Source organism: Neobacillus drentensis, assembly GCF_021560175.1.
GTDB lineage: Bacteria > Bacillota > Bacilli > Bacillales > Cytobacillaceae > Neobacillus > Neobacillus drentensis_A.
In genome coordinates this window covers 5,614,682-5,632,051 of sequence record NZ_CP091110.1, presented here as the reverse complement: position 1 = coordinate 5,632,051, position 17,370 = coordinate 5,614,682, and the positions used below count along the sequence as shown (strand labels likewise).

Below are 17,370 nucleotides of genomic sequence, written 5' to 3'. Positions count from 1 at the left end.
GAGGCTAGATTTATGAATAATAAATATAGAAAAATCCTTCGCCATTTAAGTATTCAACAAGACTGGACTTCGTCAGCGCAGCTCGCTAGCTTTTTAGGAATTTCAAAAAGAAGTGTGAAAACATATATTGCTGAACTAAACTCGATGGAAAAAGGGCTGATATCCTCATCCAAAAAGGGGTATCAGGTTGATCTGGAAAAGTTAAATCCATTTTTAAAAATGATGACTCAGACGATTCCACAATCACCAAAAGAGCGGGCGGAATATCTCTTAAAAAGTTTAGTAAATGCAGATGGTCCACTAAATATTTTTGATTTAAGTGATGAATTGTATATAAGTGAGATCACTATAAAAGGTGATTTGCGTAAAGTTAAAAAACGTTTAGCTGATCATAACCTGGAACTTAAAATCTCAGGCGACTTTATTGAAATGGTTGGAGAGGAAAAAAGTAAAAGGAAATTAATGAGCTCCATTTTATATAATGAGACAAATGATCATTTTCTTGATATTGATAAATTAAAGTCATCTTTTGAAGGTTATGATATCGACTTTATCCGGGATGTCGTGGCCGAAGTCTTTTCTACTTACCACTACTTTACGAATGATTATTCGCTAACCAATATTATCGTACACATGGCTATTGCCATTGATCGAATGGAAAATGGTTTTGTTTTTTCGAAACTGGTCGACAAGGAAGCTAATCATGAAAAGGAGTACCAAATTGCTAATGAGATTGCCAGGAGACTTGAAGCTCACTTTGCTGTTAGGTATTGCGATGAAGAAATTCGTGACCTTGCTTTACTTATTTCGAGTAGTGGGACAAGTGTCAATTTCATGCACTTACAGCTTTCCGATTTGAGAGATGTAGCAGGAGGACACTGCTTAAATCTGGTAGGGAAGATCCTAGAAGACTTGCAAACGTATTATTATATTGTCATTGAGGATTCAGATTTCTTAGTACGATTTACACTACATATTAAAAATCTACTTATGCGTTTGGAGAACCATTTTGTCAGTAAGAATCCTTTGACTTCAGCGATAAAACTAAATTGTCCATCCATTTATGATTGTGCCGTCCATGTATCCTATACAATTAAGGAAGAGACGGGATTCACGATGAATGATGATGAGATCGCCTATATCGCCTTTCATTTGGGCTATGCGTTAGAACTGCAAAAGCAGGCCCATTCGAAAATAACGTGCTCCATTCTTTTCCCGTTTTATTATAATTACAATGTTCAGCTAACTGAAAAGTTGGTCAAGCAATTCGGGGAAGATCTTCTGATTCAGCATATTGTAACGAATGAAGGAGAATTGAATACTTTAAACTGTGATTTAATTATTTCCGCTGTACAACTGAATTCTGTTCCTAAAATTCCTTATATTCTCATCAATCCTCTATTTACTAGTATGGATCAGAATAAGGTGGCGTCTAAAATTAATGAATTAAAAGAAACAAGGCGGAAGGATTCTTTTAAGAGGAATCTTGAGACGATTACGGGAGAGCAGCTATTTGATATTGTTCGTTCGGTGGAAACTAGAGAGGATACACTTATCAGGATATGTGAAACAATGGAACAAAAGGAGTTTGTCGATACTGGTTTTCTTACCCATGTAGTAGAACGCGAGGCTATGTCATCCACGGCTTTTGGTCGTATCGCTATACCTCATGCGATCAAAATGAATGCCAAAAAGACAGGTATGTTTGTTTTGATCAATGAAAAAGGGGTCGAGTGGGGGGATCTTACTGTTCACGTTGTCCTGCTTTTCTCAGTAAGCAAGGACGATCGGAGGTTATTCCATGAGGTAGTAGATGCACTCGCTGCCATTTTTAATGAAGATGGCAATGTGTCTCGTGTTATGAATGCAGTAGATTACCAGAGTTTTGTTGATATACTAGTGGCGTGTTACTAAATTGGGCTGCAAAGCATAAGTTCAACACAATTATCGCTTAGTTTTGTTTGATATAAGAGGAAGCAAAGAACCATCCCTTCACAAATTGTAAGGATGGTTCTTTTTTAGATAAGAAAATATAAATTTCGACTTTAAGATTGATCCAGCTCCAGGCTAGTCTTGTGCTTGTCGATATGGAAGCGCCTTACGCTTCTTTTAATTCATAGCGGCCTTTTTAGACTTTGTCGGCCAAAAATAGCCAATTATTGCCCCTACTGCAGCCGGTAAAATCCAGCCAAGCCCAATGTCATTGAGCGGTAAGTTATTCATATAGAACGTTTTTATTGATTCGAATACCGGGACCGTCGCGCCAGGTAAGCTGCTGACTAGCGTGCTGTATCCGTCGAAGAAACTCACGCAAAAAGTTAAAAGCATAGAAACGGCATACACACTTTGTTTGTGGCCAAATAGTGGTGAGAAAAGAGCCAATAAGATCAAAACAATCGCTAAAGGATACAATAGCATTAACACCGGTACCGCGAATTGAATGATATTATTTAAGCCGAAGTTCGCGATGATAAACGATAAAAGGCTTAGGACTAACACAAACATTTTGTAGCTTACTTTTGGAAAGACTCCATTAAAAAATTCGCTGCACGAGGTAATCAATCCGATACTCGTTTTTAAACAAGCAAGTACGATAATAATCGCCAATAATATCGCCCCGAAGGACCCGAAATAATGCTGAGCAACCGCAGCAAAAATCAATCCGCCATTATCAAATGTCCCAATTGCAGATACGCTCGATGCCCCCATATAGGTGATCAGTCCGTAAATCAACATCATGAGAGCCATTGCAAAAATACCTGATTTCCAAGTGGCTTTCGCAATTGCCTTCGTATCGGTGATACCTTGTCCCTTAATTGCATTGATGACGACAATCCCGAAGGCAAGGGAGGCGAGGGCATCCATGGTGTTATAGCCTTCTTTAAAGCCTGTTATAAATGCTAACCCGCTATAATCGCCAATTGGTTTTCCGAAGCTGCCCATCGGCTTAACAATCGCAATAACGATTAAAACAAATAAAAATACTAAAAATGCCGGTGTTAAATATTTCCCGATATAGTCGATGATTTTCGCGGGATTTAAAGAAAAATAATACACAATGGCAAAAAATTCGAAGCTAAAGAGTCCTAGATATAAATTCGTGTGTGCTGGATTAATAAATGGTTCAAAACCAACCACGAAAGGTACCGTAGCGGTCCGTGGAATCGCAAAGAACGGTCCAATCGTTAGGTAAAGTGCCATCGCAAAGACGACTCCAAATAGTGGATGGACGCGTCCCGCTAAGTCACGTAGTCCATTACTCCCAGATAGACCGAACGCTAAAATCCCCATAAACGGCAACCCAATGGCTGTTACGAGGAAGCCGATTAATGCCGGCCAAAAGTGCGTCCCAGCAAGTTGTCCCATCTGGATAGGGAAGATTAAATTTCCGGCGCCAAAGAACATTCCGAATAGCATTGTCCCAATAATGGCGTAGGTTGAAAATGATATTTTTTGTTGCATGCATGTGCTCCTTCTTGTTGAATTTGATTCATTTTAACACCTTTTTTAGTAGTAAGCTATAAGAGTTGCTAATATAAATCTTTCTTAAAATAGTATTGTGAAAAAGTATTGACAGAATAATAATTCAAATTCTATAATACAGAACATACTTGAAATTTGGAACTACTTCTTTAAAATTTACATAATTGAGCAATGAAGGGAATATTAGTAGTGCTTATCTCACTGTTTTTAGAGAGCTGATGGAAGGTGCGAATCAGTACAAAGATAAGGATGAACTTCAGTCCCAGAGCATCTTTCTCGAAGTAAAGAGGACCTTTATAAGGGAAAGACGGTCAATGAACCGTTAACAAAGTCGAGAGGCAGACTTCGTCTGCAACTAGGGTGGTACCGCGATAAAAGTCGTCCCTACTGATTGGATCAGTAGGGGCTTTTTGTATTTATTGGGTGTTTGTCATTGCTCGAGGGACTGCCCAGCTACCCATCGTGGTAAATGGGCGGCGCTATTTAGGAGGAAACTATTTTGGAATTACAAAAAAGATTGTTGCCACGGCATATCCGTTTGATGGCCATCGGGGGAGCGATTGGCACAGGAATATTTAAAGGAACTTCTGAAACGGTCTCCATTGCGGGGCCAGCTGTTATATTTTCTTATCTGTTCGCAGGATTATTGCTCCTCGTTGTCATGAGTGCCATTGCCGAAATGGCGATTGCCTATCCTGGGCTGAATATGAAGGGATTTATACGATTAGCATTGGGAGCTAGAGTATCCTTTGTGATTGGGTGGCTGTATTGTTTCATGTGGCTCACCGTTTGTGTGATTGAGGTAATCGCCGCAGGAAGCTTTCTGCAGTACTGGTTTCCTTCGATGTCATTATGGTCATTAAGTTTTATTAGCGCTATTTTTATTGTAGCGATCAATTTTATGAATGTTAAAAAGTACGGTGAGTTTGAATTTTGGTTCGCTGGTATTAAAATTACCATGATCGTTTTATTTATCATCCTAGGTGCGGGTATTTTATTTGGAATAATCCCAAGCAATGGAACTCATTACCTGCAAAACTATTCGCAGCACCAGGGGTTCTTTCCGCATGGCTGGTCAGGCGTGTTCTCGGCCCTATTAATAGTAATCTTTTCTTATGGTGGATCAGAACTGATTGGATTGACGCTAACCGAAACAAAGGATGCCGAAAAGGTATTACCTAAGGTGATTAAAGGAGTCATTTGGAGGATTGTGATATTTTATACAGTTCCTATCTTAATCATTTGTGGGTTAATTCCATGGAACGAAGTCGGCAGTCAGGATAGTCCGTTCGTCCAAGTGTTATCTGCAGTTGGATTTCCTGGTTCTGCCCATATTATGAACTTTGTCCTCATTACGGCTGTTTTGTCGGCGGCGAACTCAGGGATCTATGGCTGTACTCGGATGTTATATTCCTTAGCTGCAGAAGGGGAAGCACCGAAACAGTTTTCGTATGTGGCTAAAAACGGGATACCATTATACAGTGTGATTTTGAGTGCTGTCGTTCTTGTTGGGGGAACGTTTGTTGCTTATTTCTCGCCAGATCGTGTATTTGGTTATTTAATGGCTATTCCAGGATTTACTGTATCTATGGTTTGGATTGCGATTTGTTTATCACAATGGAAGCTTCGTAAAACCTATAGTAGGCTGCCGCATTTCCGTGTATGGGGATTTCCCTATGTGACGGTCTTTGCGGCATTGGTGTTAATGATTAGCTGTGTGGTATTTGCATTTAGTGAGCAGAACCGTTTAAGTATTTTTGTTTGTTTAGGAATTCTATTGATATTGGTTCTTTTCTCTTTTTGGACAAACAAAAAGGGGGAGAGAACTTACTAAGGGAGTCTATTAATTCGAAGAAAGCCTCTACAAGCAGAAGATTAGATCATCAGGTAAAATCCTCTTCCGATATGGAAGAGGATTAGTTGTTTTCTAGTGAAATTAACTATTAACCGGAACTAGCTTTTTTTCAATTTCTTCCTCAGAATTATCCCACTGCTTAATCATCTCAATAAACAGCTCAATAAACTGCGGATCAAACTGTTTCCCTGAACACTCACGCAATTCCACAATGGCTTCTTGGAAAGTCTTAGTTTTTTGATAAGGGCGTTCGGTTGTCATCGCATCGAAGGAATCAATTAAACAAAGGATTCGTGCTAGTTTTGGGATGGATTTTCCCGCTAATCCATAGGGATAGCCTTTACCGTCATACCGTTCATGATGAAGTTCGACCAAAGGAATCAAGTCTTCTAACTTCTTATTGGTTGAAATAATCTCTTTTCCAAACGTCACGTGCTTTTTCATCATTTCCCATTCATGAGGGTCAAGCTTCCCCTTTTTCGTTAAAATCTCCCGTGGAATTTCAATTTTTCCAATGTCATGAACCAGCGCTCCAAGAATCAATGTTTTACGTTCGTGAATACTTAGGTTCAACATCCGTGAAAAATCGACCGCGTATTGGTAGACGCGCTTACTATGGCGATAGGTATATACATCCTTTGAGAGGAAAATTTTCAATTGATATTCCGCTTCTTCTAGCTCCTTTTCAAGGAACAAAGAATGATGGACCGTGTACTCAGAATTCGCATTGTAAATTTGCACTAGGTTCTTTCCTTGGTTTTTCCCTGCATACATAGCTTGGTCTGCTTTGTTTAAAAGTTCTGAAATACTATAGGTTTCCTTTTCGCATTCAGCGATCCCGCATGAAAAGGAAAAACAGCCGTAGGGGAGACGTTCAACCCCGCTGTAATAGGTGTCATTGGCTTTCTTTCTCAACTCGTTCATGAATGAATAAGCCTTATTTCGGTCTGTATTTGGCATGGCAATCGCAAATTCCTCACCGCCATAACGGGCCACAATATAATTGGCCTTGTCGGCTTCCGTTTGCAAGAGGGCCCCAAATTCCTGGAGAAGATGGTCTCCTTGGATATGCCCGTACAGGTCATTGTATTTTTTAAAATCATCGATGTCGAGGATGGCTACGCTTAGTGACCCATCATCGTCCTGTGCATCCTTTACGAGCTTTGCTAGAATTTCTTTAAAATAACCATGGTTATTCAACCCGGTTAAATAATCTTTATTTGCTTTTTCGGTTACTTCTTTAAATAAATTAAAATGCTGTTTGAATGCTAATGATAATAAGAATGCGATACAGGTAAATAACGATAGACCGAATAACTCATCGGGTTTCATTAAAATAACTAATACTAACGAAAGCACAAGGGTACTAAAGTAGGTAGCAATGGTCTCTTTTACAATTTCCTTGAAATAGTTGATGATGCTAACGGTTGCTGCGATTATGAAATAAATACCAACTAATAATAGATTCAAGCCGAAATAAGTACAAAAAGAAATTAAATAGGGAAAGATGTTATTTAGACGGATTGGACCCGTCGAACCATTAGTAAAAATAAAAGAATAATAGGCACAGATAATCATTAACGAATAGACAGCGAAATTAAACAGGTGTTTCCACCAGGCAATCCTTCTCTGTGAAATAAAGAAAATGATGGAATAAATGAATAAAACAAGTAGAGTTGTATCTAGTCCATACATAAAAAGACTTGCTAAGTAGATTGACGAGTCCATTGAAAGAGAATTGCCCTTTGGAGGTATTAAAATGGTGTAGTAATTAAGTAGTAGTATGGATCCTGCAAGAGCAAGGATCATAATCAAATCCATTTGGGTGGATTCTGGAAGTTTTAATAAAAAAGCAAAAGACAAAGAGCCTATCGCTGAAATCAAGAAAAGATATGTATTGGCAGGTGTTTTTAAAATGCGCATGTTCATCACTCTCATATAAATAATGTAGGAGAAGTAAAAAAATTTACTTCCCCTTATGGTACTACTTTTATACTAATTTATAGCCAGATGTTAATGCAATAATAACACAACCAATAATGATTGCATTATAAAGAATACCAGTTAATTTAATGCCTTGTTTTTGATTATTTTTCATACTTTTCACCCCCTTTCAAAGAAAGGGAGGCAGCAACGACCTTTTTCACAAGTGAATGACCAACCATTAGGTACTGAATAAAAAGGAAGATTCCAATATTCATCACGATATCGCCAATACTGATGATTTGTGTCCTTGGATAGGGTTTAGAGATTGGGATTACATCCCCCAAAAATCCGAGATGTGTTGAAGATGTTAACATTGTATGTTTAGCATATAAACTTTTTTTTAGTACTTCGGTATAGCTTGGATCCAAAATTGATGCTGCTTGAACCGATACTGGCATTCGTCCCCCGTTTAGAATCATTACAATAAAATTAAGAAATACCCCAATTAGAATGAGCGTAAATCCTCGATTTTTACGGTTAATAAATAGAAATAGGAGGCCTAAAACATAGACTATTATGTAGATCGATCCGCTCCATTGTCCTAGAATTTTATTGCTGTTCTGAAGCTTAAAAACAGCTAATTCCACCACTAATAGCAGAGGGAAAATCCACCCCCACTTTAACTTTAATTGTGCAAGTGCTCTTAAGTTCCCTTTGCGAAGAAAACCGACAATAAACGAAATAATAATGCCATCAAATACCATCCATTTAACCTGCCTATGCTAGAATATAAAGCTAGTAATAAAAGCGCAAAAATTCCATGAAGGAAAAATATTCTTACAATACCCTATCTATCTAACCAAAAAATATTGTCGAATGCAATACGGGAATTGGAAAAATTTATGTCAAAATTGTTGATTTTTTAAATTATAGATGCTGTATTTTATCGGAAATTGTCGAAAAACTAGAAGGGCGAACCTTAGGGAGGAGATGATGGGGGATTAAGAAGGTAGGAGTAGGTCTAATAGAGTACGTCTAAAGGACAAAAAATGAAGTCGCCCGCCTTGTATTGTCTAATAGAGTCCGTCTAAAGGACAAAAAATGAAGTAGAGTGCCGGTTTTGTCTAATAGAGTCCGTCTAAAGGACAAAAAAAGAAGTAGACCGCTGGATTTGTCTAATAGAGTCCGTCTAAAGGACAAAAAATGAAATAGAGTGCCGATTTTGTCTAATAGAGTCCGTCTAAAGGACAAAAAAAGAAGTAGACTACCGGTTTTGTCCAATAGAGTCCGTCTAAAGGACAAAAAAAGAAGTAGACCACTGGATTTTGTCTAATAGAGTCCGTCTAAAGGACAAAAAATGAAATAGAGTGCCGATTTTGTCTAATAGAGGTCGTCTAAAGGACAAAAAGTGAAGTCGCCCCCCGTTTTTTGTCTAATAGAGTTCGTCTAAAGGACAAAAAGTGAAGTCGCCCCCCGTTTTTTGTCCAATAGAGCCCGTCTAATGGACAAAAAAAGAAGTAGAGCGCCGGTTTTGTCCAATAGAGTTCTTCTAAAGGACAAAAAAAGAAGTAGAGCGCCGGTTTTGTCTAATAGAGCCCCTCTAAAGGACAAAAAAAGAAGTCGCCCGCCTTGTATTGTCCAATAGAGCCCGTCTAATGGACAAAAAAAGAAGTAGACCGCCGCTTTCTGTCCAATAAAGTCCCTCTAATAGACAAACTATCTTACTAGACTCAAAACCTACATCAAATAAGCCTAAAATAATAACTTAATAAGTTCCTCAAGCTGCGGATAGGAATTTATCTCATAAGTGGGCTGAACCGAATCGATTGTCTTTGGCTTGTTCGTGGGATTGATCCAAATAGAGTTCCAGCCTGCAAGATCGGCCCCGATGATGTCATTCTCAAAAGAATCCCCCACTATATACGAATCGGCAGGATGTGTATTCGTTTTTCGATTCACATACTCAAAGAATTCTTTTCGCGGTTTGGCATATCCCACTTCACTTGAAATAAAGATATGGGACTCGGGAATCACGTCAGCAATATCCAATGAAGCTAGCTTTAACCGCTGGTGGCGGGCGGGCCCATTGGTGGTAACATAGATCGGAATGTCCTTCTTGTTTAAATAATGAAGGATATTCTTCATTTCCGGAATAAGCGAAACTTTGTACTGGTGATCTTTATACTCTTTTTGAAAGGCATCAGCCTCATCGGTCGAGATAGAATAACCGAAATCTTTAAACGCATTTATCATTCGGTATTGATGCATACTCTCTAAAGACATTTCTCCTGATTCTGTTAGTGCAAACACTTTATCACTGTATTCTCTGCTTTTTTTAAAGAGTGCTAGAATCGAAATATCGGTAATGGTTGAAAAAACTCGATGATAAGCCGCTTGAAATGGCTGCAGCTGGTCATATAAGGTATCATCTAGGTCGAAGAAAAAAGCTTTCATGATGTCCACTCCTATTAAATGGATAGATTCTCTTCCTTATCATATCAGAAGTTTGGACGGGAGGTTAAACAATCCTGAATTCTACTTCTGTATCATTCAACTCATACTCATCCTGCATTTTTTTGTGGAAAAGGTTGCAAAACTTATTGTAAGAGATTCCATAAAAATAGGCGAACGGATTTTGGATCTTACGGCTGAGCTTCAGCTTATTGATTAGCTGCTTAAAGGATTGAATGGCGACATCTTGAATTAGTTCAGGATCATTCTCCCACAGGTTTTGATAGGCCGTGATTTTTGCCATTTTCCAATACTCCTCGATGGTCTTTGCATCATTAAAGAAGCACTTAACGAGTTGGACAAACGGCTGTGGAACACGATCGCTCACATAGGTATGGTCTAATTTTGCTGGTTCTTCTATACGTTTTTTTATCTTTTGATCTTTTTCAGTTTTTAAAAGATTACTAGCTTCTTTAGGGTGGTCCACCGTTTTTTCTTTAGGTGGCTCATTTGAAGGAAAACGATTAAATTGGTATAGATTGCTGGTTTGTGAACCGTTTTTTCTTTCTGTTTCAAAGACAGTAATGATGCCTAGTTCTTTAGCCTTCAGGATCATCCGCTTAAAGGTTGAACGGGAGATGCCGTTGTTATGGTATTCCTCGTGGATGGATTTTAAGACGGTGCCGATTTTGGCATTGCAAACACCAGGGATTTTAGCGGCATATCGTACCAATCTTTTTAAACCGATTAATTCTCCTTTTGAAAAAGCTTGCTTATGTTCTAACAGCCACATCTCGATATGGTGATTAAATTCCTGTAGGGTACCAAATTGAGAATACTGTTCGAATTTTTCGATATTGCCTGATTTTAAATGGAGCATTTGCTTACACCCTTTCATCCGCAGAGATTTGTGATCGAATTGGACCTTTCTGGCATCTCTACGATATCGGGTTTTACGGGGGAATTCGAATTCCACTTTTTCTAATTTGGAGACTTTTTTGGGGTGAAAAGCCACTTTTTGGCCATCAAATGAGAAATTTGGAGCTGATTTTAGCATTTTTAAGCTGATTTTATATCAATTTGATTTTTCTAAAACAATTTGAATCTAGCGATAATAATGGTCCAAATTATCAATGTGACGATTGGCAGTGTGACGAGCGTGACTAAGAAGGACCGTTCAAAGATGTTATATCCCTTTTTTTCAGCAAACCATTCACACAATAGGACGAGGATATAAAGTAAAGTCAGCTCGACTGAAAGAGATATGAGTTTATATAGTACAAATTGAAAGAAACCACGATTGTCCATTTTATTTCCCCTCTCCTTAACTATAATTATTCAGCAGCGAGGGGATGTATTATTAACTGAAATGGAAAAAGGCCCCCATAAAGGAGCCTTGTGTTAGATAAGGAGCGAATCTCTTTTTTCAAGATAAAGGTCGTACATTTCTAAGCTTTCTAAAAGTCCGTGTTTATAAACCAATAATGCTTTCTTTACCACGCTGTTATAATCCGGATTCGAAAGCTCTTGATTGCAATCTTCCAATTCCTTCGTTTTCACGATTGTTAACTCTCTAAAAATACTTTCTAAATCTCTCCCCATTTGCACAACCTCCAAAACGATTTCTTTTTCTAGTAACAGCATGGACCATTTCTCCCCGTTTTATTCAAATCTTAATAGGGTACACTTTTAGTGGTGCAGCAACCCAATATAGGAATATAAAACCATGAGCATTATCCTAAAATACTTAACGAAAGCGCGAGTTATGGGGAATTTACACTAAAACAATAGTAATAAAATTAGTTTAAATTAGGAACTGCCATTATTTTCAGTGTTGTGTATGTCGAAAGAAATATCTAGAATTATATTGTAGTATCATGATATGATATTGATTAAATCTAATTTATACTTTTGTTAATATAGTAATGAGTTTTAATTTAAGGAAAAGGAGAGAATTTATGAAAAGAATAAGTCTTGCATGGCAAATTTTCATTGGTCTAGCCCTGGGTATTATTGTAGGTGCAATATTTTACGGAAATCCCCATGTAGCTGATTTTCTGCAGCCAATTGGGAATATCTTTATTCGCTTAATTAAAATGATCGTTGTTCCAATTGTCATCTCAAGTATTATTGTTGGGGTTGCTGGTACTGGCGATATGAAATCGCTTGGTAAACTTGGCGGCAAAACCATTCTATATTTTGAAATTATTACCACTATTGCCATTATCGTAGGATTATTATTTGCGAATGTCTTCCATCCTGGAACGGGTGTTGATCGTTCCCACTTAACAAAGACAGATATCAATACGTATGTGGAAACAGCGAAAACAACTGAAACTCATTCCATGGTCGATACCGTCGTTAATATCGTTCCTACGAACATTATTCAATCATTAGCAAATGGTGATATGTTAGCCATTATTTTCTTCTCGGTTATGTTTGGTCTAGGTCTTGCAGCGATTGGCGAAAAAGGTACGCCAATTATCAACTTCTTTAGAGGTACGGCCGATGCCATGTTCTATGTAACCAACCAGGTTATGAAATTCGCACCACTTGGTGTTTTTGCCCTAATCGGTGTGACGGTTTCCAAATTCGGTTTAACCTCACTCATTCCGTTAGGAAAATTAGTGATCGTCGTTTACGCAGCCATGATCTTCTTTATTTTAGTTGTTTTAGGTATCACGGCAAAAATTGCGGGAGTCAATATCTTCAAGTTCATCGCCTATCTAAAAGATGAATTATTGTTAGGCTATTCTACCGCAAGCTCTGAAACAGTTCTTCCAAAGATTATGGAAAAAATGGAGAAAATCGGTTGTCCAAAAGCGATTACTTCTTTCGTTATTCCAACTGGATATTCGTTTAACCTTGACGGGTCTACGCTTTATCAAGCGATTGCGGCCTTGTTTATTGCCCAAATGTATGGAATTCATTTGAGTATTACTCACCAAATTACGTTAGTGCTGGTCTTGATGGTAACGTCTAAAGGTATTGCCGGTGTTCCGGGCGTATCGTTCGTTGTCCTTCTTGCGACATTAGGAAGTGTTGGGATTCCTGTTGAAGGTCTTGCGTTTATCGCTGGTATTGACCGTATCTTGGATATGGCACGTACTTGTGTTAATATCGTTGGTAATTCCCTGGCTGCCGTTGTGGTGTCAAAATGGGAAGGTCATAAGCTTAAAGATGAAAGTAATTTAGCCGCTTAAGATAAGAAGGAGACAGAGATGCAGATTGCACTCTGTCTTTTTTTTTGCAGTGATGTGCGGGATTTGACAATTTTTTTACGTTATTTTGGCTTGGAATTTAACAATATCAAGGCTTCGTGCCTTTTTTAATCAAACGTTTGTTTAGTTTTTTTTAGACACGAAATTTGTTGATTTAGGGAATTTAAACAAACGTTTGTTTATTTTTGTTACTCCATAAAAAAAGCAGAACACGTTGCGTGTCTGCTTTTTAAAAATCATAATACCGACGAAGTAAAAAGGAGATCCACTTACAATGCGGCTGATTGCGGATATTCTCTAGTAACCCTCGGATAATGACAGGACTGTGGGTTGGTTCAACCAGCTGCTGCTTGAGTATAAGCAGTGACTCCTTTTCCACTGATTCATCCATTTCCTCAATTTTCTGCTCCAATAAATCGATAATCCGTTCTTTACTGACCTCTTCCGTCAGCGGAGTTTTAACCATCTCCATCAGTTCTTCCGAAATAAACGGAACCGTTGTATGCTGCGCCAACAGGTTTGTCTTTTCCACTAACGACTGGGCTAAAAGCTCCAAATCCAGCGGGACATGATAAAAGAAAAATAACTGGGAATACGTATTCATAAAGCCTTTAATGCAATACATTAAATCATATTTCGTCTCACTGACCCGATCCCCATATAATTGGTCGAGCATAACTAAGATCGTGTTCTCGAGAATGCGGTCGTAATGGTGCAATTTTACCAAAAGGTCCTGATTGAAGGTGTGTGACTGTTCCTTCATCAATAATCGCGCGAAATCTGAGTGCTGATAAGAAGTATGGAAGGTTGTGTAATAAAAGGTATAGAGCAGCTCGTCCTTGTTCGTGTTTCTGACTACATAGTCAATATTTGAAATAAGTTGATTCATAAAATGTTCAATCAAAGCCAAAATTAATTCATCCTTTGACTTGAAGGATAAGTAAAAGGCCCCTTTTGAAATGCCGCAATGTTCGGTTATCTGTTGCACGGAAGTCGCTTCAAACCCTTGCTTTGCAAAAAGCTCAAGTGCTTTTTCCATAATTAGTAGTTTTTTCATTGCATCTGCTCCTAGCGTCATTTATTGACAAATGACTGATTGGTCATTAGTATAAATACTTGAGCTTAGTAAGTCAATCAAGGGTAGGTGTAACCGTGAAAGGTATTGCAAATTTTGTCCTTAGAAATAAACTGGCCGTCTGGCTGCTGACGATTATTGTTACGGTATCTGGGATCTATTCAGGTACGCGAATGAATATGGAAACCATCCCGAATATATCGATTCCATACTTGATGGTCACAGGTGTTTATCCTGGAGCTACGCCTGAAAAGGTAATGGAAGATATCTCAATGCCGATCGAGAAAGCATCCGAAGGTCTCGATCATGTAAAATCAGTCCATTCTAATTCCTATTCAAATATGTCGAGTATTCAGGTCGAATATGAATACGGTATCGACATGGACGAGGCAAAACGTGCCTTGAAATCAGCATTAGATGACGTGAAGTTGCCAGATGGAGCACAAGAACCAAAGGTTACGGCCATCAGTATGAATATGATGCCGGTTGTGGCTCTCAGTGTAAGCAGTTCAAAAGAAAATATAGTGGATTTAACTTCAACTGTAGAAGATATCCTCGTTCCAAAAATTGAAAAAATCGATGGTGTGGCGTCTGCCACGATTACCGGTCAGCATATCGATGAAGTTGACCTTACCTATAACCAAGCCAAATTGAAGGAACTTGGTCTAACCGAAGATAAAGTGAAACAAATGATTCAAGCCAGCAATATGGCGGTTTCTTTAGGCCTTTATCAGTTTAAAGAGGGTGAGCAGGCTGTTAGCATTGACGGCAAATATATGACCGCGGATGAATTGAAAAATACAATCATTCCTGTCACACCGACTAAAACGCATCCATCCCCACTTGTAAAATTAAGTGACATTGCAAAAATTGAAACAGTGGGTAAAGTACAGTCCGTTTCCCGGACAAATGGGAAAGAAGCCATTGCGATTCAAATTGTGAAAGAGCAGCGCGCCAACACGGTTGATGTCGTTAATAGTGTCAAGGATTTGGTAAAAGAGCAAAAGGCAAAAATCGATGGTCTACATATAGATGTGACCCTTGACCAAGGTAAACCAATTCAAGAATCCATTTCAACCATGGTGGAAAAAGCAGTCTTTGGCGGCTTCATTGCCGTATTGATTATTTTATTGTTTTTACGAAGCTTCAAATCAACGATTACGTCGATTATCTCGATTCCAGTGTCGATTTTCATGGCATTGATGATTCTCCACTGGCTCGATATTACGCTTAATGTTATGACGCTTGGAGCGATTACGGTAGCGATTGGCCGGGTTATCGATGACTCGATTGTTGTCGTGGAGAATATTTATCGCCGCTTGCATTTAAAAGACGAGAAATTAACTGGACGTGCCCTTGTACGTGAGGCGACGATTGAGATGTTTAAACCAATTTTATCGTCCACATTAGTAACCGTTGCGGTCTTTGCGCCATTAATTTTTGTTGGCGGAATGGTCGGGGAGTTGTTTGCTCCGTTTGCGTTAACAATGACGTTTGCGCTGGGTGCTTCGTTACTTGTCGCGATTACGGTTGTACCGGCACTGTCACATACCCTATTTAGGAAAAAGTTATATGGGGAAAAGACAGGAAAACGTCATAAAGATGTCGGTGAGCTAGCGAAATGGTACAAGTGGGGGCTGGAAAAGGCCCTTAATCATAAGGTCATTACGTCCATCATTGCGGTGGTGCTATTGGCTGGCAGTTTGGCGCTGACGCCATTAATCGGCTTTAGTTTCCTGGGCAGTGAACAAGACAAGGTCATGTATTTAACTTACACGCCAAAAGCAGGTGAGTTAAAGGATGAGACCTTAGAGAACGTTAAATACGTGGAAGACAAGATGCTAAAACGTAATGATATTGATATTGTTCAAATATCTGTGACGGATAAAGCAGATACATCGACTGCCATGTTTGGCGGCAGCGGCGGCGGGGGATTAATGTACCTGATTTTTGATCCGGATACAAAGGATTTCCCTAAGGTAAAAGATAAAATTGAGAAATATGTGAAAAACCTAGATCAATCGGGTACATGGAAGAGCCAAAATATGGGTGCCTCGTCCGTTGGCTCCAACGAAGTCAGCTACACTTTCTACAGTGAAAACCTAGATAAACTCTATGCAGCTGTCGATCAGGTTGAAAAAGTGATGAAGAAGGATAAGGGTCTCAAGGATGTTACCTCTAGTGCAGAAGATCCTTATGTGGAGTACACCTTTAAAGTAGCTCAGAATGATTTGATTAAATATGGGTTAACCACAGGTCAGCTCGTGATGATGCTGAACCCGACGAAGACGCAGGATGTGTTAACGACGATTGAGAAAAACGGTGAATCGCTGGATGTGATCGTTCAGCAGGAACAGTCAAAACAGCCGGCATCCATTGATGAAATGTTAAAAACTCCTGTCCCAACAGCGATGGGGAGGACTGTACCGCTTTCACAACTTGTAAAAGTGGAAAAAGGAACAACGTTAAATACACTGGCGCGCAGTAAAGGTGAATACTACGCAAGTGTGTCTGGAACCGTTCTTGGTAAGGATGTTAAAAAGGCAACTGATAGTCTCAAGAAAAAAGTAGATAAACTTGATTTGCCAAAAGGTGTTACGGTCGGCACTGCCGGAGTCCAAGCAGATATGACCGATACCTTTACACAGCTTGGTGCTGCGATGTTAGCCGCGATTGCGATCGTCTACTTCATCCTTGTCGTAACCTTCCGTGAAGGGGTCGCACCGTTTGCGATTCTGTTCTCGTTACCGTTCGCGGTCATTGGTTCGTTTGTCGGTCTATTGATAGCCGGTGAGACGATTTCCGTCTCGGTCATGATGGGTCTCTTGATGTTGATTGGTATCGTCGTCACGAATGCGATTGTACTCGTCGACCGGATTATCCATATGGAACGTGATGGATTGAAAATGCGTGCTGCGGTTCTCGAAGCCGGAGCGACTCGGTTACGTCCGATCCTGATGACAGCCATTGCAACGGTTGGTGCATTAATTCCGTTAGCACTCGGCTCAGGTGGCGGCGGTTTGATCTCGAAAGGTCTTGGTATTACCGTAATTGGTGGTTTAATCAGTTCGACGTTGTTAACGTTGTTCGTGGTACCGATTGTATATGAGATCTTATCGAAGTTATTTAAGAAAAATCGATCCGAAGAACAAGAAAACTAAGAAATGGCCCTGCAAGATGATGAGTCTTGCGGGGCTTTTTGTATGGAGAGATTGAATATCAGGGTTTTTGGGTAGATATCAGCAGTTTATGAACTTTTATCAGCGGTTTTTGGAAGGATATCGGCGGTTTTGCCCCACTTATCGGCTTTTTTAAAAATAGGTACCTAAGCTTTTTTCCATGTGAGTTAAATTTCATTT

General features: G+C 39.2%; 12 protein-coding genes and 1 other annotated feature. Of the genes, 4 read left to right on the top strand and 8 right to left on the bottom strand.

All coding sequences use genetic code 11. The annotated features are described in order from the left end of the window. Positions 1-12 precede the first annotated feature (12 nt). Complete coding sequence (locus tag L1999_RS26695; protein ID WP_235741287.1) at positions 13-1,914, top strand: BglG family transcription antiterminator; 1,902 nt, start codon at positions 13-15, stop codon at positions 1,912-1,914. 195 nt (positions 1,915-2,109) lie between these two features. On the opposite strand, the gene brnQ is transcribed toward L1999_RS26695, so the two are convergent. Continuing rightward, positions 2,110-3,462 carry a branched-chain amino acid transport system II carrier protein gene (gene brnQ, locus L1999_RS26690; RefSeq protein WP_235741286.1) on the bottom strand — a complete coding sequence of 451 codons (1,353 nt, stop codon included), beginning with the start codon at positions 3,460-3,462 and terminating at the stop codon, positions 2,110-2,112. A 183-nt stretch (positions 3,463-3,645) separates the two neighbouring features. After that, positions 3,646-3,872 (top strand) — a binding site (T-box leader). Positions 3,873-4,024: 152 nt separating this feature from the next. Here brnQ and L1999_RS26685 point away from each other — a divergent pair. Beyond that, positions 4,025-5,317, top strand: coding sequence for an amino acid permease (locus L1999_RS26685; protein ID WP_235744475.1), 1,293 nt, complete (start codon positions 4,025-4,027; stop codon positions 5,315-5,317). Positions 5,318-5,419: 102 nt separating this feature from the next. Here the strand turns inward: L1999_RS26685 and L1999_RS26680 are convergent, their stop codons facing one another. The 6 genes from L1999_RS26680 to L1999_RS26655 form a co-directional block, all read right to left on the bottom strand. Then, positions 5,420-7,261: a diguanylate cyclase gene (locus L1999_RS26680; RefSeq protein ID WP_235741285.1), complete on the bottom strand. Its 1,842-nt coding sequence runs from the start codon at positions 7,259-7,261 to the stop codon at positions 5,420-5,422. 164 nt (positions 7,262-7,425) lie between these two features. Next, entirely contained in the window at positions 7,426-8,028 is a 603-nt protein-coding gene (locus tag L1999_RS26675) for a DUF5317 domain-containing protein (RefSeq protein ID WP_235741284.1), read from the bottom strand. A 988-nt stretch (positions 8,029-9,016) separates the two neighbouring features. Further along, positions 9,017-9,718 carry an HAD family hydrolase gene (locus L1999_RS26670; protein WP_235741283.1) on the bottom strand — a complete coding sequence of 234 codons (702 nt, stop codon included), beginning with the start codon at positions 9,716-9,718 and terminating at the stop codon, positions 9,017-9,019. 64 nt (positions 9,719-9,782) lie between these two features. Continuing rightward, complete coding sequence (locus L1999_RS26665) at positions 9,783-10,595, bottom strand: hypothetical protein (RefSeq protein WP_235741282.1); 813 nt, start codon at positions 10,593-10,595, stop codon at positions 9,783-9,785. Between the two features lie 209 nt (positions 10,596-10,804). Continuing rightward, positions 10,805-11,023: a hypothetical protein gene (locus tag L1999_RS26660; protein WP_235741281.1), complete on the bottom strand. Its 219-nt coding sequence runs from the start codon at positions 11,021-11,023 to the stop codon at positions 10,805-10,807. Between the two features lie 93 nt (positions 11,024-11,116). Beyond that, a complete protein-coding gene (locus tag L1999_RS26655; RefSeq protein ID WP_235741280.1) occupies positions 11,117-11,359 on the bottom strand; it encodes a hypothetical protein in 243 nt (80 codons plus the stop codon). 314 nt (positions 11,360-11,673) lie between these two features. Here L1999_RS26655 and L1999_RS26650 point away from each other — a divergent pair, with 314 nt between their 5' ends. Beyond that, positions 11,674-12,918 carry a cation:dicarboxylate symporter family transporter gene (locus tag L1999_RS26650; RefSeq protein ID WP_235741279.1) on the top strand — a complete coding sequence of 415 codons (1,245 nt, stop codon included), beginning with the start codon at positions 11,674-11,676 and terminating at the stop codon, positions 12,916-12,918. Between the two features lie 247 nt (positions 12,919-13,165). Here the strand turns inward: L1999_RS26650 and L1999_RS26645 are convergent, their stop codons facing one another. Further along, a complete protein-coding gene (locus L1999_RS26645) occupies positions 13,166-13,993 on the bottom strand; it encodes a TetR/AcrR family transcriptional regulator (protein ID WP_235741278.1) in 828 nt (275 codons plus the stop codon). Between the two features lie 95 nt (positions 13,994-14,088). On the opposite strand from L1999_RS26645, the gene L1999_RS26640 reads away from it, so the two are divergent. Continuing rightward, positions 14,089-17,172 (top strand): efflux RND transporter permease subunit, encoded by a 3,084-nt coding sequence (locus L1999_RS26640; protein ID WP_235741277.1) that lies wholly within the window; start codon positions 14,089-14,091, stop codon positions 17,170-17,172. Positions 17,173-17,370 lie beyond the last annotated feature (198 nt).